Annotated in this window: 20 protein-coding genes and 1 riboswitch; of the genes, 11 read left to right on the plus strand and 9 right to left on the minus strand. The window is 64.9% G+C overall.

The annotated features are described in order from the left end of the window. The first annotated feature begins 319 nt into the window (after positions 1 to 319). On the plus strand, positions 320 to 1483 hold the full coding sequence (locus DA1_RS10555; protein WP_034395795.1) for a GGDEF domain-containing protein: 1164 nt from the start codon (positions 320 to 322) through the stop codon (positions 1481 to 1483). An 89-nt stretch (positions 1484 to 1572) separates the two neighbouring features. Here DA1_RS10555 and DA1_RS10560 read toward each other — a convergent pair whose 3' ends face one another. Beyond that, positions 1573 to 2652 carry a glycosyltransferase family 9 protein gene (locus DA1_RS10560; RefSeq protein WP_034395792.1) on the minus strand — a complete coding sequence of 360 codons (1080 nt, stop codon included), beginning with the start codon at positions 2650 to 2652 and terminating at the stop codon, positions 1573 to 1575. 188 nt (positions 2653 to 2840) lie between these two features. Here DA1_RS10560 and DA1_RS10565 point away from each other — a divergent pair, with 188 nt between their 5' ends. The 7 genes from DA1_RS10565 to DA1_RS10590 all read left to right on the plus strand — a co-directional run bounded on the left by DA1_RS10565 (position 2841) and on the right by DA1_RS10590 (position 9792). After that, on the plus strand, positions 2841 to 4955 hold the full coding sequence (locus DA1_RS10565; protein ID WP_034395789.1) for a metallophosphoesterase family protein: 2115 nt from the start codon (positions 2841 to 2843) through the stop codon (positions 4953 to 4955). 226 nt (positions 4956 to 5181) lie between these two features. Further along, on the plus strand, positions 5182 to 5337 hold the full coding sequence (locus tag DA1_RS31050) for a hypothetical protein (RefSeq protein ID WP_012206197.1): 156 nt from the start codon (positions 5182 to 5184) through the stop codon (positions 5335 to 5337). Between the two features lie 248 nt (positions 5338 to 5585). Further along, on the plus strand, positions 5586 to 5987 hold the full coding sequence (locus DA1_RS10570; protein ID WP_034395786.1) for a BLUF domain-containing protein: 402 nt from the start codon (positions 5586 to 5588) through the stop codon (positions 5985 to 5987). Between the two features lie 60 nt (positions 5988 to 6047). Beyond that, positions 6048 to 7832 carry a putative bifunctional diguanylate cyclase/phosphodiesterase gene (locus DA1_RS10575; RefSeq protein WP_034395782.1) on the plus strand — a complete coding sequence of 595 codons (1785 nt, stop codon included), beginning with the start codon at positions 6048 to 6050 and terminating at the stop codon, positions 7830 to 7832. An 86-nt stretch (positions 7833 to 7918) separates the two neighbouring features. After that, positions 7919 to 8097, plus strand: a riboswitch (yybP-ykoY riboswitch). Positions 8098 to 8116: 19 nt separating this feature from the next. Beyond that, positions 8117 to 8686, plus strand: coding sequence for a manganese efflux pump MntP (mntP, locus tag DA1_RS10580; RefSeq protein WP_034395779.1), 570 nt, complete (start codon positions 8117 to 8119; stop codon positions 8684 to 8686). Positions 8687 to 8850: 164 nt separating this feature from the next. Next, complete coding sequence (locus DA1_RS10585) at positions 8851 to 9258, plus strand: PRC-barrel domain-containing protein (RefSeq protein WP_034395775.1); 408 nt, start codon at positions 8851 to 8853, stop codon at positions 9256 to 9258. Between the two features lie 159 nt (positions 9259 to 9417). Continuing rightward, a complete protein-coding gene (locus tag DA1_RS10590) occupies positions 9418 to 9792 on the plus strand; it encodes a cytochrome c (protein ID WP_034395772.1) in 375 nt (124 codons plus the stop codon). 2 nt (positions 9793 to 9794) lie between these two features. Here the strand turns inward: DA1_RS10590 and DA1_RS10595 are convergent, their stop codons facing one another. Then, positions 9795 to 10730 carry a LysR substrate-binding domain-containing protein gene (locus DA1_RS10595; protein ID WP_034395769.1) on the minus strand — a complete coding sequence of 312 codons (936 nt, stop codon included), beginning with the start codon at positions 10728 to 10730 and terminating at the stop codon, positions 9795 to 9797. 90 nt (positions 10731 to 10820) lie between these two features. Between DA1_RS10595 and DA1_RS10600 the strand changes: the two genes are divergently transcribed. Both DA1_RS10600 and DA1_RS10605 read left to right on the plus strand, forming a co-directional pair. Beyond that, positions 10821 to 12185 (plus strand): MFS transporter, encoded by a 1365-nt coding sequence (locus DA1_RS10600; protein ID WP_034395766.1) that lies wholly within the window; start codon positions 10821 to 10823, stop codon positions 12183 to 12185. Then, complete coding sequence (locus tag DA1_RS10605; RefSeq protein ID WP_013801864.1) at positions 12182 to 12820, plus strand: LysE family translocator; 639 nt, start codon at positions 12182 to 12184, stop codon at positions 12818 to 12820. The genes DA1_RS10600 and DA1_RS10605 overlap by 4 nt, the downstream gene beginning before the upstream one ends. 125 nt (positions 12821 to 12945) lie before the next feature. Here DA1_RS10605 and DA1_RS10610 read toward each other — a convergent pair whose 3' ends face one another. Continuing rightward, on the minus strand, positions 12946 to 13251 hold the full coding sequence (locus DA1_RS10610) for an antibiotic biosynthesis monooxygenase family protein (protein ID WP_034395763.1): 306 nt from the start codon (positions 13249 to 13251) through the stop codon (positions 12946 to 12948). 166 nt (positions 13252 to 13417) lie between these two features. After that, the gene (locus DA1_RS10615; protein WP_034395761.1) at positions 13418 to 14431 is read right to left on the minus strand and encodes an NAD(P)H-quinone oxidoreductase; all 1014 of its coding nucleotides are present in this window, start codon (positions 14429 to 14431) and stop codon (positions 13418 to 13420) included. A 122-nt stretch (positions 14432 to 14553) separates the two neighbouring features. On the opposite strand from DA1_RS10615, the gene DA1_RS10620 reads away from it, so the two are divergent. Next, positions 14554 to 15450, plus strand: a complete 897-nt coding sequence (locus DA1_RS10620) for a LysR family transcriptional regulator (RefSeq protein ID WP_034398816.1) — start codon at positions 14554 to 14556, stop codon at positions 15448 to 15450. On the opposite strand, the gene DA1_RS10625 is transcribed toward DA1_RS10620, so the two are convergent. Genes DA1_RS10625 through DA1_RS10645 form a run of 5 tightly spaced genes read right to left on the minus strand, consistent with a single transcriptional unit; the run spans position 15422 to position 20088 of the window. Continuing rightward, positions 15422 to 17383, minus strand: coding sequence for a hybrid sensor histidine kinase/response regulator (locus DA1_RS10625; protein ID WP_034395759.1), 1962 nt, complete (start codon positions 17381 to 17383; stop codon positions 15422 to 15424). The two genes, DA1_RS10620 and DA1_RS10625, sit on opposite strands and share 29 nt — an antisense overlap. Before the next feature lie 45 nt (positions 17384 to 17428). Further along, complete coding sequence (locus tag DA1_RS10630) at positions 17429 to 18289, minus strand: sensor histidine kinase (RefSeq protein ID WP_012206210.1); 861 nt, start codon at positions 18287 to 18289, stop codon at positions 17429 to 17431. Further along, complete coding sequence (locus DA1_RS10635) at positions 18286 to 19272, minus strand: ATP-binding protein (protein ID WP_232625580.1); 987 nt, start codon at positions 19270 to 19272, stop codon at positions 18286 to 18288. Before DA1_RS10635 ends, DA1_RS10630 begins: the two co-directional genes overlap by 4 nt. Positions 19273 to 19319: 47 nt before the next feature. Continuing rightward, positions 19320 to 19724: an anti-sigma regulatory factor gene (locus DA1_RS10640; RefSeq protein ID WP_080736943.1), complete on the minus strand. Its 405-nt coding sequence runs from the start codon at positions 19722 to 19724 to the stop codon at positions 19320 to 19322. Further along, positions 19714 to 20088, minus strand: a complete 375-nt coding sequence (locus tag DA1_RS10645; protein ID WP_034395755.1) for an STAS domain-containing protein — start codon at positions 20086 to 20088, stop codon at positions 19714 to 19716. Before DA1_RS10645 ends, DA1_RS10640 begins: the two co-directional genes overlap by 11 nt. Positions 20089 to 20091: the final 3 nt, after the last annotated feature.

Raw genomic sequence — 20091 nt, forward strand, 5'->3', positions numbered from 1 at the left:
CCGGTCACCGCACCCTTGGTGCTCCGCTGTGGCGGGCTGCTCAAGACTCCAGCCGCATCCGTGCTGACCAGCGCCACGGCGGCTGCATCACGGAAATCAGGCCGAAAATCAGGCAACGGGCTCCCGTTCACGGGCCGCCCGATCCGTGACTTCCACCCAACGGACTGCCGCGCAGCAAGGGCCTGAAGGCCCGCATCCTGCGACAATTCGGCCCGCGCGCTCCGCTCCATTTCAATGCGACGGCCCCGACCTGCGCCGCATTGCTCCTTGCCTGGCAGCTATTGCACGGGGCCTGCCTGCGCCGATATCTTCATCGTCCATGGTTCTCGATCCCTTCACCCTGCTCGTTCTCACCACGGCCATGGCCGCCGCCTCGGCGCTGTATCTGGCTGCGGAATGGGGCAGCGTGCGCGAACGCTCGCTGCTGCTGTGGAGCGGGGGGTTTGCCATCATCGCCGTGGGCTGTGTGCTGGCCCTGCTGCGCTCCAGCGGCCATGTGCTGCTGGGCATCTGGTTTCCCAACGGCTTGCTGATCTGCGCGCACTGGCTGTTCCTGGCCGGCGTTGCCGCGTTCACGCACACCCGGCTGCCGCGCCTGTGGTGGCTGGTGGCCGTCGTCTGGCTGGCAATGCTGTTCATGCCCAGCGGACCGTGGTGGTCCAGGGCAATGCTGGGCATCCAGTCGCTGCTGATCGCCGTCATCAGCCTGCGCGCCGGCCTGCTGCTGCGTCCGCACGGCGGCACGCTGGGCGTGGGCGCGGCGCAGCTGCGCTTCGTTCTGCTGGCCCACGGCCTGTTCTATTTCGCCAAGGCCGCCTCGGCCGTGGCGCTGGACACCTTCATCAACCTGGCCAATTTCCACGGCACGGTGATCCTGGTCTCGCTGGTGGAAGGCGTGATGGCGATCATGCTGCTCGCCATGTCCATGACCGGCACGGAGCGCCATCGCCGCGAGGAACGCATCGCGCAGATCGCCGCCCGCGACCCGCTCACCGCCCTGGACAACCGCCGCGCGCTCTATCTGCGCGCACCCCAGCTGCTGGAGCAGGCCTCACCGGCCAGCCCCTGCGCCCTGCTGCTGATCGATATCGACCACTTCAAGCAGGTCAACGACCTGCACGGCCACGATGCGGGCGACCGCCTGCTGCTGACCCTGAGCGACCTCATCCGCAGCGCGCTGCCGCGCGGCGCACTGGCCGCACGGCTGGGCGGGGACGAGTTCGTGATCGTGCTGCGCAGCGTCGACCACGCGGCAGCGCAGGCGCTGGGCCAGGACTTGCGCGAGGCCTTCGCGCAGCAGGCGCGCACCCTGTTCGAGACGCCGGAACCGGTGTCGCTGAGCATCGGTGCCACCTTGTTCGACCAGCCCGGGGTGGAGCTGTCCCACTGGCTCAAGCAGGCCGACGAAGCCCTCTACACGTCCAAGCGCAAGGGACGGGACCGGATGGAACTGGTCCCGCTTGCGCCCGGGCGACCGCACTGAGGGCGCCGAGGGTGCCCTGGCCCTGGACGGGCACCTCGCCTGCAGCCTGCTGCCCACCTTGACCGGTGACGGGCCTGGCCCGGGATGCCTCACGCCAGCTCTTCATCGGCCAGCGCCAGCGCTGCTTGCGCCAGCAGTTCGGCGGCATGCGCATCGTTGCCGGGGGTGAAGACCCGGTGGCGCTGCGGGTCCAGCGGCGGACCCCGGTCCACTTCGCCGGTTTGCGAGGCGACCACGCTGCGCGTGCCCAGGGCAGCAGCCATCATGGAGACGGTGGTGTTGTTGCAAACGGCCACGCTGGCCGATGCCAGCGCCGCGCCCAGCATCCAGATGTCGGTGCGGCCGCTCAGGTCCAGCGCGGGGTGGCGCATTTGCGCGGCCACCGATGCCACCAGGGCGCGCTCGTCCTCGCTGCCGGTGAGCACCACTTCCAGCCCCGCCTGTACCAGCCGGTCGGCCACGGCCGCAAAACCGCTGGCGGACCAGCGGCGCACAGCCAGCCGCGCGCCCGGGTGCACGATGGCGTAGCGGCGGCTTGCGGGCAGCAGCGGGCGGACGCGGGCGCGGTCATCGGCATTCAGCGGCAGGTCCAGCTTGAGACCGCGGCGCGGCAGGCCCATGTAGTCGGTCAGGGCCAGCAGGCCCAGCACTTCGCTGCCCTGCCCCGGCCAAGGCACAAAGCGCAGCGCATCCGCCTCGGGCACCCAGTCATCTGGGTCCGCAAAGCCCGCGTTGCGGCGCGCGCCAAAGTTGGTGACCAGGGCATTGGTGTTGCGGCCCGAGTCGTGCAGTTGCACCACCAGGTCAAAGCGGCGCGAACGCATGCGGCGCTGGAAGAAGCTGTATTCATCGGCCTTGGCCGAGGGCACGCCCGGCAGACCGGGCCAGCCGGGAAACAGCTCGAAGTCATCGACCGAAGACAGCCTTTGCGCCAGGCCTTCGGCCTCGGGCAGCCCGATCAGGGTGATGCGTGCCTTGGGCCAGGCCGCAGCCAATGCACGCAGAACGGGCGTGGCGCACAGCAGATCCCCAAAGCGGCGCGCGCGGAACACGCCGATTCTGCGCAGCTGCGGCAAGACGGCCGACCTGCGGTAATCCGTGTATTTGCCGGGCCTGAGGGCGGGGGTTGAATCGGCCAGCCTCAGCCAGGGGTGATTCATGGAATTCATGGGCACTCTCCGCCTGTGGTTGCAGGCCATGGATACGTAGCAATCAGCGTGCCCGCCGCGCGCCCGCCCCCTGCAAAAGTCGGACGCCGTCTACCACGCCTGGTTGGGTTGCCCTGTCACACCCATGAAACATGGGGTGCAGACAATGCCGGACTTTGTCAATCAGAGCGCCCCGCGCAACACGAAGAATGCAAGTCTGGAAATTGGGAATGGTGGCCGGTGCCGCAGCGCTGGCCCTGGCGGGTTGTGGTGGCAGCGATGGCGATAGGGCAGATGGGGGAACGAACAGCCAGGCCGTGGCCTTCATGGCCGATGTGCACTTCCAGGATGTGTACGGCGACCTCAAGAACAGCAGCTTCAAGGGCGTGCCCACGGCCAATGGCATGTTCGCCACCATCCGCACCATGTATGCGCAGCTGACTTCCACGCGGCTGTTCAACGAGAACTACTTCGCCTTCCGCGCCGCGCTGGACGATTCGCTGGCCAAGGGCGTGAAGCTGGTGGCCTTTCCCGGCGACTTCTCCGACGACGGCCAGCCGCTGAACGTGAACGGCTTTCGCGCGGTGCTGGCCGAGTACGAGAAAAAGGGCATGCGCTTTTTCATCGCGCCCGGCAACCATGACCCTGTCGCCCCCTACGACGATGACGAAAAGGGCAAGGACGACTTCATGGCCGCCAACGGCAGCACGGTCAAGGTCTACGCCAAGAACTACCAGGGCTGCCTGAACGCCGAAGCCAACGTGGTCTGTACCGACCAGTTGATGGAGCAAGGCTATGCCTCGCTGCTGCGCGACCTGGCCCCCTACGGCCTGATGCCCAATGAGAAGGACGTGTACTGGGAGACCCCCTACAGCACCTACGCGCAGGACAAGTACAGCTATGCCGAGGCGGCCAGACAGGCCCAGCTGGGCCAGCGCAGCTACGAGATCTGCAAGGAAGGCGAAGGCGGCAGGTTCAAGCAGGCCGGCTACACCAATTGCACCAGCATTGCCGATGTGAGCTACCTGGTCGAGCCCGTCAAGGGCCTGTGGCTGCTGTCGGTGGACGCCAACGTCTTCGTGCCGGACAAGCTGGACCCCGCCAAGCCCAACTCGCCCAAGGGCTTCACCGGCGCCGGCAATGCGGGCTGGAACAAGATGACCACGCACAAGAAGAGCGTGATGGCGTGGATCGAATCGGTGAGCGCGCGCGCCAAGGCCCAGGGCAAGCAGCTGGTGGCCTTCTCGCACTACCCGACCATGGACTTCTACGCCAACCAGACCGACGCCATCAAGGCCGCCTTCAAGCCCGGCGCCTTCCAGACGGCGCGCGTGCCCGAGCAGGCCACGGCCGAGGCGGTGGCCGCCACGGGCCTGCCGCTGCACATCGGCGGCCACATGCACTTCAACGGCACCAACGACTACCTGAGCAAGAGCGGCAAGTACCTGGTGAACGTGCAGTCGCCGTCGCTGGCCGTCTATGGCGCGGCCTACAAGATCGTGCGCTTCGACACGCCGCGCAAGGTGGACGTGCAGACCGTGGCGCTGAACAACGTGCCGCGCTTCAACGAGCTCTTTCCGCTGTACGAGATGGAATGGAAGTACGTGGAAGGCAGCAGCAAGCCCGAGGACGCCAAGCGCCGCTGGGACAAGGCCATTCTGTCCAGCACCAGCTATGGCGACTTCACCAGCCGCTACTTCGGCGAGCTGTCGCGCCTGCGCTTCCTGGACGAGTACTGGGCCTGCGACATGAAGGACCTGGTCAGCCAGCTCAACCTGCAGCAGATGCTGACCATGGCCCAGCTGGACACCAAGGTCACCTACGCCCAGCTCGCCGGCCTGGCCGCGCAAGGCGTTGCCGTGCCCTTCAAGCCCAGCGCCGGCTGCCTGCAAGGCAGCCCCGTGGCCGGCAATGCCGCGCAGTGGGCCGCCGACTGGAGCGTGGCCGAGAACGCCGCCCGCGCCAAGGCCCAGGCCGCGGGCGTGGACTTCAACGCGCTGGCCAAGGTGTCGGCCTATACCTTCTACGGCGACTTCCACCGCACCGTCTACGCGGGCGGCCTGTCGCTGAACGACATGGGCAAGCAGCGCGTGGAGCAGTACCGCCTGCTGATGAACGCCTTCCCTGCCCTGACCTCGGCGCCCCAGAAAACGGGCGACAAGCTGGCCGACAACACGCCCGTGGGCCAGCCCTTCCAGTACAGCTTCAAGCAGGTGTTCTCCATCCTCAAGGGCCTGGGATCGGGCAAGCCCAGCGACCATTTCTCGGTGGACTTCGACGCCAGGACGCTGCGCGCGGAAGGCAGTGACAGCCTGAAGTTCTGATGGACAAGGCGCGGCCTGTACAGCGCTGATCTGTGCCAAGGGGTGCCCTGCCCCTTCGTGCAGGTCAGCGCTTTCTTGCGTTTGCGCAGGCTTGACTACACGGCTTCCGATCTTTCCTACACCCGGATTTCACGGCGCGCCACACACTTGCTGCATTCCTCCCGCAACCCCTAAAGACCGGCGACATCGGCCCCAGCCGCCACCCGCCGGATCAGGAGTTCTCTCCATGAAGCAGCTCATTCCCATGGCGGGGTCCCATCACCGTTCGTATGTCCCCATGCAGATGGGCCAGCCCATCAGCGACGGCAACTACACCCAGCAGCAGACCAAGGCCAACCAGCGCCAGATAGGCCAGCCCTTGCCGCAAAAGCAGCAGCAATGAGGGCGATGCCGCGCCTGTAAGGCCGGCCACGTCAATCCAGGACTGGAACACCGTCCTCCTCTTGCACAAGCCCCCGCAAGCCCTGCCCGCCAGCGCTTGTGGGGGCTTGTTGTCGTTGGGCCCCGCAGCCGCCCAGGCCCAGGGTGCAAGCAGGATGGTTACATATGCAACAACGGGTTGCGCACCTACGTGACACCCCTCGCGCAACGCATACCATCGCCGCCCAACAACTCAGAAAGGGGGAGGGTATGCAAGAAAATTCTCTCGAATGCTTCCTTTATCACAGCCAGTTGGCCCCAGGGGCTGACACCACATGCATCGCGGCGATCATCAAGGCGGCGCGCACCTTCAACTGGTCGGCCGGCATCACGGGCATGCTGGTTTTCGACGGTGAACGATTCTTCCAGTATGTCGAAGGGCCGCCAGAGCAACTGGCGCTGCTGGTGGAGTCCATCTCGCGCGATGAAAGACACATCAACTTCACGCCCCTGTTTCCGCAGGCACGCCTTGATCAAAGGCGTTTTGCCAAGTGGTCCATGGCCTATGTGATTGTGGAAGACACGGAGCCGCTGGGCACCATCTCCGAGCTTCAAGGCCCAGGCGCACTGGAAAAACTGCAGGAGCTTTTACCGCTGCTGGACGCTCAGTAATCCCTTTGACCCCAAAGGCGCGGCAGTTTTATAGTATGGGTTCACTGAGGCAGGAAATAGATGCTTACCCGTTGGACTACCGAATCCGAGAAAGAGCAACTGCTCGGACTGCAGACCGCTGAAATCCTGGACTTGAACGCCAGAAAGGAATTTCAGCGCATCACTCAGCTCACCAGCCGCATGTTCATGGCTCCAATTGCCATCATCACGGTTCTGGACGAGCACAGGCAATGGTTCAAGGCCCCCGTGGGTGTGGATATGGATGGCAGCCTGCGCACGGATGCCTTCTGTGACCACACCATCAGAAACGAAGGAATCATGGTGATTCCCGATACGCACCTGGACAGCAGATTTTCAGAAAATCCCCTGGTCACCCACAAGCCCAATATCAGGTTCTATGCAGGTGTGCCTTTGATAATGGAATCCGGCCACGCCATCGGCAGCCTGTGCATCATCGATACCCAGCCCAGGACATTCTCCGAAGAGCAAGGCCAGCAACTGCAAGCCATGGCCGCCATCGTTCAGGCTCAACTTCACTACCATCACAGAATTGGAAAAACAAACGAAGTCACGGGCCTGCCAAATCGCACGCAACTCAAGCTGGACCTGAAGAGCCTTTGCATTCTGGCCCCGGGAGCGGCACGCGGCCTGGTATTGATGGAGGTGCTCAACCACGCCAGCCTGCTAGAAATGAGCAATGCGCTGGGCTTGAACTATGTCGAGCAGCTCATGCGCGACATTGCCAAGGCGGTCACGGACATGACGGGGCAGCACGCAACCGTCTACCACGTGGGCCTGGCCAGGTTTGCCTGGGTGATCAGCGCCGGCAGGCAAGAAGATGAGGAGGCATTGGTCAACCAATTGCTGGAATACCTGCAAAAACCCATCACCAGCGCCGATCTGCGGTTTGAACTTCAACCCAGGGCAGGCGTGGTGCGGTTCTACCTGAACCAGCACGAGGTGGACGATGTCATCCGCAAGGCGATGGTGTGCGTGCAGCAGGCCGGATACAACGCACGATCATTTCACCGCTATGAGGAGAATGAGGACAGTCTCCAGCAAAGGTCCTATCGGCTCCTGCGGGACTTCGGACATGCGCTGGGCAATGGGCAGCTGCGGCTGGTGTACCAACCCAAATTCGACAACCACAGTTTCAGCTGCAAGGGGCTGGAGGCGCTCATACGCTGGAAGCATCCACAAATGGGAGAAATCCCGCCCAGCGAATTCATCCCCCTGGTTGAAGCCACGCCGTTGATCCACAGCCTGACACGGTTCGTGATCAAAACGGCGCTGGCGCAGGTGGCGGCCTGGAAAGCCGAGAAACTCGATCTTCAGGTCTCCATCAACATCTCCCCGCGCAATCTGGATGAGGTCGATTTTCCGGACTACCTGAACGCCATGTGCAACCAGCACGGCGTTCCGCTGAAAAACATCGTGATCGAGTGCACAGAAAGCGATGTACTGACAGGCCAGGGCACGGTTCAGGCGCTTCAACACATCAGGAAACTCGGCATAAAGGTTGCACTGGATGATTTTGGCGCCGCATATTCCAATCTTGCATCGCTCAAGAATCTGCCTGCCGAGATATTGAAGATAGACCGGTCCATGGTCTGCGACATCGATACCAATGACCGGGCCCTGTCCGTCTTGAAATCCATCATGACCATGGCCTCGGATCTTGGCTATCGCCTGGTGGCAGAGGGCGTTGACAGCGCCGAAGTCTTTGATTTACTGGTTTCCCTGGGTTTCGATGAAATACAGGGCTACTATTTCAGCAGGCCCATTGAAGCGTCGGAAATCAAGAAATTCGTTGAAGAGCGCAATCGGTACGCCAACGGAAAATAGGGGCAGCCACGAAGATACGAATCATTTCCAGAGAGCCGCATGCCGATGGGGGCATAGGCCCCGATCGAGCCCTGCGCTCCTAGAATCACGCATCCCTTGGGGAGTAGCCTGCTTGCAACCTGCAAGCGCCTGCGTCAACACACTCGGCATCCTGCATGCTGTGGCGCAGGCATCCGTTCTTCGGTTGGCGAGACCATCGGCATTTCACCGCGACACAGGTCACAAGGTCGGGCGGCGGTGAAGTGCCGTTGTGCGCTTGCCCGGCCGTGAAGAACCCCTCCCAGATGAACGCCGCATCCATCCTGCTCCTGGCCTTTGCCATGTCCACCGACGCCTTTGCCGCTGCCGTGGGCAAGGGCTCCGCCCTGCTCAAGCCCCGCTGGTCCGAAGCCCTGCGCACAGGCGCCATCTTCGGCATCATCGAAGCCCTGACGCCGCTGGTCGGCTGGGCGCTGGGCTATGCGGCTTCCGACTACGTCAAGGCATGGGACCACTGGATTGCCTTCGTGCTGCTGCTGGTGCTGGGCGGCCGCATGCTGATGGGCGCCCTCCAGGCCGCTGACGGCGAAGAAGAGGCCAAGCCCGCCCGGCACGGCTTCTGGCTGCTGGTGGCCACCGGATTCGCCACCAGCATCGACGCCATGGCCGTGGGCGTGGGCCTGGCCTTCCTGGATGTGAGCATCACCACCGTGGCCCTGGCCATCGGCTTTGCCACCTTTGCCATGGTGACCCTGGGCGTCATGGTCGGCCGCCTGCTGGGCAGCATTGCGGGCCGCTGGGCGGAGACCGTTGGCGGTGTGCTGCTGATCGGCATCGGCTCGGTGATTCTGTATGAGCATCTGAGCGCAATCTGATTGGAGACCTGCACCCCGCCAGCGCACGGTTGCGGGAGCTTGTAGGCAGGCTCCTCGCCGCGCCGCTCGATTGGCTGACAGGCCTTTGCTTGCTTTTCCGATCTCCGTGCGCTTGGGCAGCACTCCTAATGAGGGCTTCAAATTTTGTTTTCCAGGAGTTCTCTATGACAGGTCACAAGACGCTGAAGATGGGTTTGATCGCCGCCGCACTGATCGCAGGTGCAGCCTCCACCAGCTGGGCCCAGCCCGTGGCGGGCACCACCACGCTGGGCGTGGCGGCCACTGAAGTCCAGGCCGTGGCCACCGGCTGGAGCCTGAAGAAGTCCGTGCTGGGCAAGAGCGTCTACAACGAGGAAGGCAAGGCCGTGGGCAAGATTGACGATGTGATCGTCGCACCCGACAAGGCCGTGTCGTACGCCATCATCGGCGCGGGCGGCTTCCTGGGCATGGGCAAGCATGACGTGGCCATTCCCGTGAACCAGTTCCGCGTGGAAAACAACAAGATCACCCTGCCCGGCGCCACCAAGGACGCGCTGAAGGCGCTGCCCAAGTTCGAATACGCGAAGAAGTAAGCCAGGCGCGCCCTCTCGCCTCATTCACAAGCTTCACAAGCCCTGCACTGCAGGGCTTTTTCGTGGGCGCGTGGCTGACAGCCAGGCAAGCGTCCAGCGTGGCCGTGGAAGGCAATATGATCGCGGCGGATCAGATTCATACAAAAAATCCACGAGCAAATGAAAATACTCTTCGCCGCGTCATTGGGAATATCGTTGGTCATTCAGGCATCGCCCTCCTTTGCGGACAACAGCAATGGGAAGCAGCTCTATTCATCGAGATGCGCCATGTGCCACGGGGCAGACGCCAGGGGCACGGGCCCGCTGGCCAACAAGAGCAACCCTCCCACGCCCGACCTGACGACCGCCGCCTTCAGAAAAAGGCTGCATGATTATCCGGGCGTGATTGTCTCGTCCGTCATTCTTCGCCCGAATGGAGATTTGATTCCCCGGACCTTGCGGGAAAACGGCGTGAAAGTACCGCCCCATGCCTGGACGGTGAAGGATTTTCGTGACCTGAATGAGTATTTCAGTGGCCTGATCACGAAGAAATAAATTCAAATTGCGATTTCCTGCCTGCGCACATGCTCGCGCACTGCATCGACCAGGATGCGCGCAAGGCGGTCCACGGGCTCCGGGGCATCCAGCGCGGCGCGGCCCAGGATCAGGTCCATGGACGGCAGGGCCGGCAGGCCAAGGGCCTGTGCATCCAGCGGCCTGACGTGGGCGGGCAGGCCGAACGGCGTGCGCACGGACAGGCCCAGGCCGGCCGCCGTGGCGGCCCAGACGGCGGTCAGGCTGGCGCTGTTGAAGGCGTGCCGCCAGGCCAGGCCCTTTTTGTCCAGGGCGGCCGTCACGATGTCCCGCAGGGGGCAAGGCGCCTCAAGCATGGCCAGGGGCAGCGCCTCATCGCCCTGCGCCCCGCCGTTGAGGCCGCGCGCCCAGCCGGCCTCGGCCGCATCCAGCGATGCCGGGCCAATCCACTGAAGCGGCAGCCGCATGATGTGCTCGCCATGCACGCAGGCATGGTTCATGCCCACATCCCAGAGCAGCGCCAGGTCGAACTGGCCCAGGGCGATGCGTTCGCGCAGTTCATCGCTGCGGGCCACGCTGGCCTCGATGCGCACATGCGGGTGGGCACGTGCGAACTGCCCCAGCACATGGGGCAGCACGCTTTCGCCCAGGTCTTCCTGCAGGCCCAGGCGCACCAGGCCGCGCAGCTCGCTGCCGCGCACGGCCGCCACGGCGCGGTCGTTGAGTTCCAGCAGGCGCAGCGCATAGCCGCGCAAGGTTTCCCCCGCCTCCGTCAGCACCAGCCCCCGGCCGGACTTGCGCAGCAAGGGCGTGCCGCATTGGGACTCCAGCTTCTTGAGCTGGGCACTGACGGCCGATGTGGAGCGGCCCAGCCGGTCCGCCGCCCGGGCAAAGCTGCCCAGTTCGACGCCGGTGCAAAAGGTGCGCAGCACATCCAGGTCATAGAGAACGCGTGTCATTGCCAAGCCCCCAATCGTGCTGAAAAAATGGATTGTAGATACGAAATTATGTGATTTTCAGGATGGTTGAGGCCCAACATACTGCCGCCCATGACCTCCTCTTCTCCTGCACCCGGCGCCGATCCGGGCCCCCTCCTGCCCTTGCCCTCCCCGCCCCGCCACCGATGGAAGGTGCTGGCGGCAGGCGTCATCGCCAATGCCGCGTTTTCCGTGGCTTTCAGCGGGATTCCCATGACGGCCATCCTCATGCGTTCGGGCTACCAGCTGGACACCCGGACGCTGGGCCTGGCGCTGGGGCTGATGGGCCTGGGCATTGCGCTCAGTGAATTGCCCTGGGGATTGCTGACGGACCGCTGGGGTGACCGGCCGGTGCTGCTGCTCGGCCTGTGCGGCACGGCCGTGGCCCTGGCGGCCATGGCGCTATGGGCTTCGCCATCGCCGGCCCATATCCCGCCGTTTGGCTTGCTGGCTGGCGGCCTGGTGCTGGTGGGGCTGCTGGGCGGCAGCGTGAACGGCGCCAGCGGCCGGGCAGTCATGGGCTGGTTTGCCGAGGGCGAGCGCGGCCTGGCCATGAGCATCCGCCAGACCGCCGTGCCGCTGGGTGGCGCCATCGGCGCGCCCTTGCTGACCAGCCTGGCCACGCATGCAGGCTTTGCCGCCGTCTATGGCGTGCTGGCTGCGCTGTGCCTTGGGGCTGCCGCATTCGCCGCGCTGTGGATTCAGGAGCCGCCGCAGTCACCGCTTCGAAGCAAGGCCGCCGCGCCGCACCACGCCGGATCCACCACACTCGGCCCATTGCGCGATCTGCAGGCCTGGCGCATGGCCGCCGGCATCGGCATCCTGTGCGCCCCGCAGTTCGCCGTGCTGTCCTTTGGTATGGTGTTCCTGCATGACCATGCCCAGTTGGGGCTGGGCGCGGCGGCCGCCCTCATGTCGGTCGTGCAACTGGCTTCCATGGCCTTGCGGATCTGGAGCGGCCGCTGGACCGACAGGCACCGGAACAGGCCCGCCTTTCTGCGCGCCTGCTGCCAGCTCACCCTGGCGCTGTTCGCGGGCCTTGCGGTCCTGAGCTGGGCCGGCCACCCGGTCGGGTCTGCTGCGATGGGTGTGGCTCTCATGGTGATGCTGGGCATCTGCGGCATCTGCGTGTCCGCCTGGCATGGCGTGGCCTACACGCAGCTGGCCGGGATGGCCGGCGCAGCCCGCGCGGGCACGGCGCTGGGCATGGCCAATACCTCCGTGTTCGCGGTCTGCTTTCTGGTGCCCCTGGCCATACCGCATCTGCTGTCGGCCCAGGGCTGGGGGCTGGTCTGGGCCTGTGCGGCGGCCTGCGCGGGCTGGGCCATGCAGCTGTTTGCACGGGCCGGTGCCATTGGCAACGCCAAGGCCGCGAAGACCCCCCAATTGCACGAGAATGTTGGCTGTCTTCCCCCACCGACCTCCCCTCGATCATGACCATCGCCCACTGGCTTGTTTTCTGCGGCGTCTCGCTGTTGATGTGCTTCACCCCCGGCCCCGCCGTGTTGCTGGCCATCTCCAACTCGGTGGACGTGGGCGCAAGGCGAACGGCACTGAGCTCGCTGGGCAGCTCGGTCGGCATCTTTGTGGTGTCCGGGCTGGCGATGATCGGCATGGGGACCATCCTCGCCATGTCGGCCCATGCATTTTTGGCCATGAAGGTGGCGGGCGCCATGTACCTGATCTGGCTGGGCGTCAAGCGCTGGCGCAGCAAGGACGGCTTGCTGGGCAGCGATGCGGGCCTGGCCCCCACCCAGCGGCGCGAGCGTAAGAACTGGCAACTGGTGGCCCAGGGCATGGGCGTGTCGCTGACCAATCCCAAGGCCATCCTGTTCTTCTCGGCGCTGTTTCCCCAGTTTGTCGTCCCGGGCGAGCCGCTGCTCACGCAGTACCTGGTGCTGACCACCACCTTCGCGGTCTGCGCCCTGATCTCGCACGCCTGCTACGTGCTGCTCATCTCCCTGATCAAGGGCCACCTGGTGGCACACGCCAAGCTGTTCAACCGCATCGTGGGCGGCACCTTCATCGCGCTGGGTGTGGGACTGCTCAGGACACGGCACAAGCTGGGCTGAGTGTGTGCGCAGCCCCTGCTCGCACGGGCCAGGTGCGCTGCGCAAGCCAATGCAAGCGCGCCCCCAGCGCCTGCCACGCCCGCCACGCCCACGAAGGGCGGGCGGCGCGGCCGCAGATGCCAGGCTCAGTTCGCCCGCGCATCCTTCACCACGAAATGCTCCACATGCGGTGCCTGCGCAAAGTATGGGCCGATGATGGCGCGCCACTGCGCGAAGGCGGGTGACTCGCGAAAGCCCACGGTGTGGTCTTCCAGGGTCTCCCAGTTCACCTGCAGCACGTAGCGGCCGGGCGTTTCCATGCAGGCAAGAATGCTGTGCCCACGGTATCCACCGGCCTTGGACAGCACGTCGGCCACGGCCTGGGTCAGGGCCTGGCCGAATTCCTCGTGCCTGGCGGGATCGACCCTCAGTTCGGCAATTTCAACAATCATGGATATCTCCTGGAGAGGCGGCTCGATGTCGGCGCGGGAGGGCGGCCGAGGGCATCGCTCCTGGTTGAGAGACTGGATGCGCGCAGGGCTGCGCGCATCCGGAGACTTGGAATATTGCAGAACTTGAGGATTCCTGCCCAGGGGATGCGCGCCCCGGGCAGGCGCCTTACTGCCCGGCCTGCTCAGGGATCAGCAGCAGCTTGCCCACGCTCTGGCCCGATTCCATGCGCCGGTGCGCCTGCGCGGCCTCGGCCAGCGGGTAGGTGCTGTCGATCACCGGGCGGATGGTGCCGGCCGCCAGCGCGGGCAGCCAGCGCTGGGCGAAGCGCTGGACCATGGCCTGCTTGACTTCGGGCGGGCGCGACTTCATCACCGTGCCGAAGATCCGCAGGTGCTTGTACAGCAGCACATCCATGGGCACGGCCGCCGCCAGCGCGCCGCCCAGCAGGCCCACGCAGACCATGCGCCCGCCCATGCCCAGCGAGCGCATATTGCGCTCCAGGTAGGGGGCGCCAATGAAATCGACCACCACGTCCACGCCCTTGCCGCCCGTCCTGTCGGCCACCACGGCCTGGAAGTCTTCGCTGCGGTAGTCGATGAACACATCGGCGCCAAGGCCCGTGACGGCGTCCCGCTTGTCGCCGCTGGCCGTGGCAAACACGCGCGCGCCGGCCGCATGCGCCAGTTGTACGGCCGCCGAGCCCACGCCGCTGCCCGCCGCGTGGATCAGCACCGATTCGCCGGGCTGCAGGCTGGCCAGGTGGAACAGCGCCTCATGCGCGGTGACGAAGACTTCGGCCACCGCGCCGGCGTCGGTCAGCGACAGGCTCTCGGGCACATGCATGGCCATGCGGTGGTCGATGCGCGACAGCTCGGCATAGGCGCCGCCGCCCACGATGCCCATGACGCGGTCGCCCACGGCAAAGCCCTGCACCTGCGCGCCCACCTCCACCACGGTGCCGGCGATCTCCAGGCCCATGAGGTCGGATTCGCCAAAGTGGGCGCGGCCATAGGCGCCCTTGCGGTGGGATACATCGGCACGGTTCACGCCAATCGCGGCGTTGCGCACCAGAAGGTCATGGGGCCGGACTTCGGGCCGGGCCACGTCGCGGGCCACGAGCACTTCGGGGCCGCCGAAGTCGTCGAAAACAATGGCTTGCATGCTTGTGCTGTCTTTCATTGCGCAATGAGTATTCAAAAAAGGGTTGAAGGTCCGATACCCAAAGCTTACGACTGCTCCAAGCCGCTCAAACGCAGCGATTTCGCTCTACAGTGCTGCAAATCTGCATCAACGAAACCGCCATGAACTGGGATGACACCCGCATCTTCCTCGCGCTGACGCGCACGCCCTCCCTGCGCGCCGCCGCGCGCAGCCTGGGCGTGGACCAGGCCACCGTGGGCCGCCGCCTGAACGCGCTGGAGGCCGAGCTGGGCAGCAAGCTGTTTTTGCGCGCCAGGGATGGCTACCTGCTCACCGCCGCTGGCGAGGCCGCGCTGGGCGCCGCGCGGCGCATGGAAGGCGCGGCGCTGGACCTGCGCACGCGCATCGAGGGGCTGGACGACAGCCCGGCCGGCCTGGTGCGCGTGACCAGCACCGACTCGATCGCAACCGAATTCCTGCTGCCCGCCATAGAACGCCTGCAGCAGCGCTGGCCCGGCATCCGCGTCGATCTGGAGGTGTCCACGCACATGCTGAACCTGGGCCGCCGCCAGGCCGATATCGCGTTTCGCAACGTTCGCCCCGAGGCACCCGAGCTGGTGGTGCGCCGCGTGGTTGCCTGGCCCGTGGGACTGTTTGCGAGCGCAGCCTACGTGGCGCGCTTTGGCCAGCCGTCGGCAGAGGACGAGTTGCGCGGCCACCACCTCGTGGTCTACGGCCCCTTCCTGGAGCAGCGGCCCGTTCCCACCATGGTCGATGTGCCCGCGCGCCAGGCCCGGATCGCCATGGCCGCCAACTCGAGCCTGCTGGTGCGCAAGGCCGTGGCGGCCGGCATCGGCCTGGGCGAAATGCCCGTGAGCATGGGCGAGCGCGAAGGCCTGCTGCGCATCTGGCCCCAGCGCCAGCGCTCGGACGACTACGAGGTCTGGCAGGTCATGCACCCCGACCTGCAGCGCACGGCCCGGGTGCGCGTCACGGCCGAGTTCCTGGCCCAGGCGCTGGGCCAGACGATCAGCCCTGCTCCAGCAGCACCCGGATGAGTAGGTGCGGCTGCAGCGGCTTTTCCAGATAGTGGTCAAAGCCTGCCTGCAGCGCCTGGGTGCGGTCCTGCTCCCGGGCAAAGGCGCTGAGCGCCACGATCTTCACCTGTCTTGTTCCGCCAAAGTGAGCGGCCTCCGCTTCGCGCAGGGCCTTGACCAGCTGGAACCCGTCCTTTCCCGGCAGCCCTATGTCGCTGACGATGAGGCTGGGCCACTGCGCCTGGACCAGGGCCATGGCCTGGTCGAAGTTCTCGGCACTCCTGACGGTGGCACCCTGGTCGGTCAGCACCACTTTCAGCATTTCGCTGGTGTCCGCATTGTCTTCAACGATGACGATGTCCTTGCCTTCCAGGGATTCGCCATTTTCAAGATGCGCATTCATCGGGTCGGCCTGGGAGGCGCTTGCCTCGTGCAGCGGAATCTCCACCCGCATGGTGACGCCACGGCCCACGCCTTCGCTGTGGGCACGCACGGTGCCCCCATGCAGCTCCACCAGGTGCTTGACGATGGACAGCCCCAATCCCAGGCCGGAATGGCCACGGGTGGCGGGGGCGGAGGCCTGCGAGAAGCGCTCGAAGACATGCGGGAGGAATTCAGGCGCGATGCCCACGCCCTCGTCCGCCACGCTCATCACCAGGCTTTCGTCCCTGATTTCAAGGCCCACCTTCACCACGCTGCGCGCATTGGAGAACTTGATGGCGTTGGAGACCAGGTTCCACAGGATTTGCTGGAATCGCGTGACATCGATCCACGCCATGATGTCATCGGACGGCGCCTCGAACTGCAGGGTGATGTTCTTGTCGGCGGCGTTGTCGCGCAACGGCTCCAGGCTTTGCACGGCCAATGAGCAGACATTGACCTCCTCGCGGTGCAGATTGAGTTTTCCCGTCGTCAGGCGCGAGATATCCAGAATGTCCGCAATGATGCGGCTTTGTGCCTTCACGCCTTTCTCGATGGCATCTATGCCCTTCTTGAGCATGGCCTCGCTGAGGTTGGCGCGCTTGAGCAAATGCGTGCCCCCGTTGAGCAGGGACAGCGGCGTGCGCAGTTCATGCGAAAGCACGGCGACAAAATCATCCTTGGTGCGGCTGATGCGCTCTGCGGCCACGCGCGCCGCCTGCTCCTGCTCCAGCATCTGCTGGCGCTGCCTCTCGAACTCCAGCGACTCCGTCAGGTCCTGGGCCACGGCCAGGCGGATGCCGGGCTCGATGGGATCGGAGAACTTCCAGGAGATCAGGCGCTCCTGCCCGTCTGCCTGGAGGATGGGGAACTCGCCGCGCCAGGACTTTTCTGGGTCTTCGGCCAATTGCTGCGCAGCTTTTTCCCGAACGGCCTGCGGAACAAAGCCGGCCAGCGGTTTGCCCGCCAGGTCGTCAATGCCGCGCTGCAGCAGTGCCTGCGCCTGGGAGTTGGCATCGCTAATCAGGCCGCCGGTGCTGACCAGCATCATGGCCGCCGGCGCCTGGTCATAGATGGCGCGAAAGCGTGACTCGCTGCGGCGCAGCCCGTCTTCCGCCAGGCGTGCGCGGATCAGGGCATGCAGCGTGGCAATCAGCAGCTGCGGCTCCACGGGGTGCACCATGTAGGCGTCGGCCCCTGCGTTGAGGCCCGCCACCTGGTGGTTGCTTTTCACATACTCGGCCGACAGGTGCACCACGGGAATCAGGCTGGTGTGCCGCGCACCGCGGATGGTGCGGCATACGTCAAAGCCCGAGATATCGGGCAAGTGCACATCCAGCACCACGGCTGCCACGCCGGTCTCCGACAGGGCAATGGCCTTTTCCCCGGTTTCCGCCTCGACCGTCTGGAATCCCGCCGCCCTGATGACCCGTGCCGTGGAGTAGCGCGTGGCAGGGTTGTCATCAACGACAAGAATGGTGTGCAGGCTTCGGTCGAATGAGGGAAGAATCATTCCAGTCGTGTTCTTGGGCATGATGTTCCTGTTGTTTTTGATGGGATGAAGACCGGCTTGGCCGTATCAGGCCTTCAGATCCTTGGTATCGACCGGAAGATGCGCGGGAACGATCACGGAAAAGGTCGAGCCTTCGCCCAGGGCGCTTTGCACTTCCACCCAGCCCCCCAGAAGCTGTGCCAGCTGCTTGGACAGGGCCAGGCCCAGGCCCGTGCCCCGCAGGCGCTTCTGGATGGGTGAATCGACCTGGGTGAAGTCATTGAAAATCGCGTCGTGGAATTCCGAGGCGATGCCTATGCCGGTATCCGCCACCGAAAATTTCACCAGCATGTCCCCCACCAGCTCTGCCGACACCTTGATCTCGCCCTGCGGCGTGAATTTCAGTGCATTGGAGATGAAGTTTCTGAGGATCTGCGAGAGCTTGCGGTTGTCGGTGTAGAAGCGCGGCAGATCACCGGGCTCTTCGAACACCAGGCTCAACTCCACGTTGTCCGCCATGGCCTTGAACATGCCGCGCAAGGCGGCAAACAAATCCATCATCTCGAACCAGCCCGGCGAGATTTCCAGGCGGCCCGCCTCGATCTTGGCCAGGTCGAGCAGGTCGTTGACCATCTCGGAAAACTCGGCGGCGGTTTCCTGGATGAAGCCGACCTGCCGGGTCTGCTCGGTGGTGAGCGGTCCATCCACATGGTCCAGCAGCAGGCGCGCATTGCTGCGGATGGCGCCTATGGGCGTGCGGAACTCATGGCTCATGTAGGAGAGGAAATGGCTCTTGAGTTCGGTGGCCTTGCGCAGCTTCTCGGCCTGCACATCCAGCTCGCCGTAGAGCGCGACCACGCCGCGATTGGTCTCGTCCAGCTCCTCGCGCAAGGACCTGATCTCGGCGCGGCACAGTTCCAGTTCAGCTTTGAGATCGTCTTCGTTCATTGCTCTTCCTCGGCCTTGAGGACGACCACGGTGGCGTCATCCCTGCTGCGGGTGTTGTGCCAGAGAAGGCAGGCAGCCAGCAGGCCGGGGTCCCTGCCCAGCAGGCCCGCATAGTCCCCATGCTTCCAGCGGGCGGACACGCCGTCGGAGTGCAGCACCAGAACGCCATGGTCAAGGCTGGAGCAGTCGGCCACCCTGGGCCGCGAGATCTGTACACCTGCCGTGCCGTGCTGGCTGCTCAGGGAAAGGCTGGCCACGCCATTGAAAAGCCTGCCACTGATGTTTCCCGCACCGCAGCTGTGCACGCCCTGTGCGCCGAAGCGCACCGCCAACAGGGCCGCCCCGCGCGTGCCACGCAGCGCTGCATGGGCCTGGGCCACGAACTCCTCCAGCGGCATGGCGGCATAGGCACCGCCGTTCCCGTTCCCATTCCAGTTCTGCGACGCAAAGACATCGACCGCCGCCCGGGCCGCCTCGCCCGCCAGCGGTCCATGGCCCAGGCCATCGACCACCAGCACCTCGGCCAGCCCCGCGCCCGACCTGACCGCCCAGGCGTCGCCGCTGATGGTCTCGGGCGCCACGGCCAGGCAAACGGCGCCCATGCGCAGCGACAGTGCCGACGGCGCCCTGCGGCCTTTGCGCAGCCGCGCCAGGCTCACCGTGCCGGTGGCTTCAGAGACGACAAAGAAGTCGTCGGCCACCCTGGAGATGGCCCCCAGGCCCGTGCCCGGCGAGCCCGAGCCGGTGCTCACCCCGTCCTGCATGGCGGTGGCAATGTCCTCGATGCCCGGGCCGCGGTCGACACAGATGATTTCGATGTCATGCAGGGGCGGCCGCGCGGCTATCCAGATTTCAGCGTCCCGGGCATGCCGCACCAGGTTGGTGGCCAGCTCGGTCGCCACCAGCCCCGAACGGCCCATGTCCTCGTCGCCCCAGCCCATGTCGGAGGCCAGTGCAACCACATGGCGCCTGACCTCACCCACACGGCTCGCATCGCCTATTGGAAATGAACGATGGGTCCAGCCCCGGATTACTTCCACTTGGTGATACTCACTCGTGTGCCCTGGCCCAGCTCGGTTTCTATCTTGAAATCATTCACCAGCCGCTTGCTTCCCGGCAGGCCCAGGCCCATTCCCGTGCCGGTGGTGAAACCATCGGTCATGGCCATTTTCAGATCCTTGATTCCAGGCCCTGTGTCTTCAAAAATCAATTGCAAGGCCTGTTTTCCATTGACTTCGATGATGGCCCAGTTCATGTGGCCACCTTTTCCATGAATCAGCGTATTGCGGGACAGCTCGCTTGCAGCGGTAATCATCTTTGTCTGATCGACCAGCGAGAACTTCAGCATCTGGCAAAGCGAGCGCACCGTTTGGCGCGTGGCAACAATCTGCTGCTCGTTTTGTAACGGCATTTGGCCGCTGCGATCATGTTCCAAGGGTGGCTCCCGACTGCTGGGCCCGCAAAAGGGCCAATCCCCTCTCGACGGTCATCGCCGTCCTGACCCCGCCAAGGGACAGGCCCAACTCCACCAGGGTGATTGCAACGGCAGGCTGCATGCCCACCACGACGGTGGCGGCAGACAGGATGCGGGCAATGCCCGAGATGGTCACCAGCATGCGCCCGACGAAGGAGTCCACCACCTCCAGCGCCGAGATATCGATCATGACGCCGCTGGCGCCCGTGCTCGCGATGCGCTCGGCCAGGTCGTCCTGGAGCGCCAGCGCCGTCTGGTCCTGCATGTCGATCTGGATGGAAACCAGCAGCACATCGCCCATGCGCAGGATTGGAATGCGGTCCATGGA

The sequence above is a fragment of the Delftia acidovorans NBRC 14950 genome (assembly GCF_001598795.1).
GTDB lineage: Bacteria > Pseudomonadota > Gammaproteobacteria > Burkholderiales > Burkholderiaceae_C > Comamonas > Comamonas acidovorans.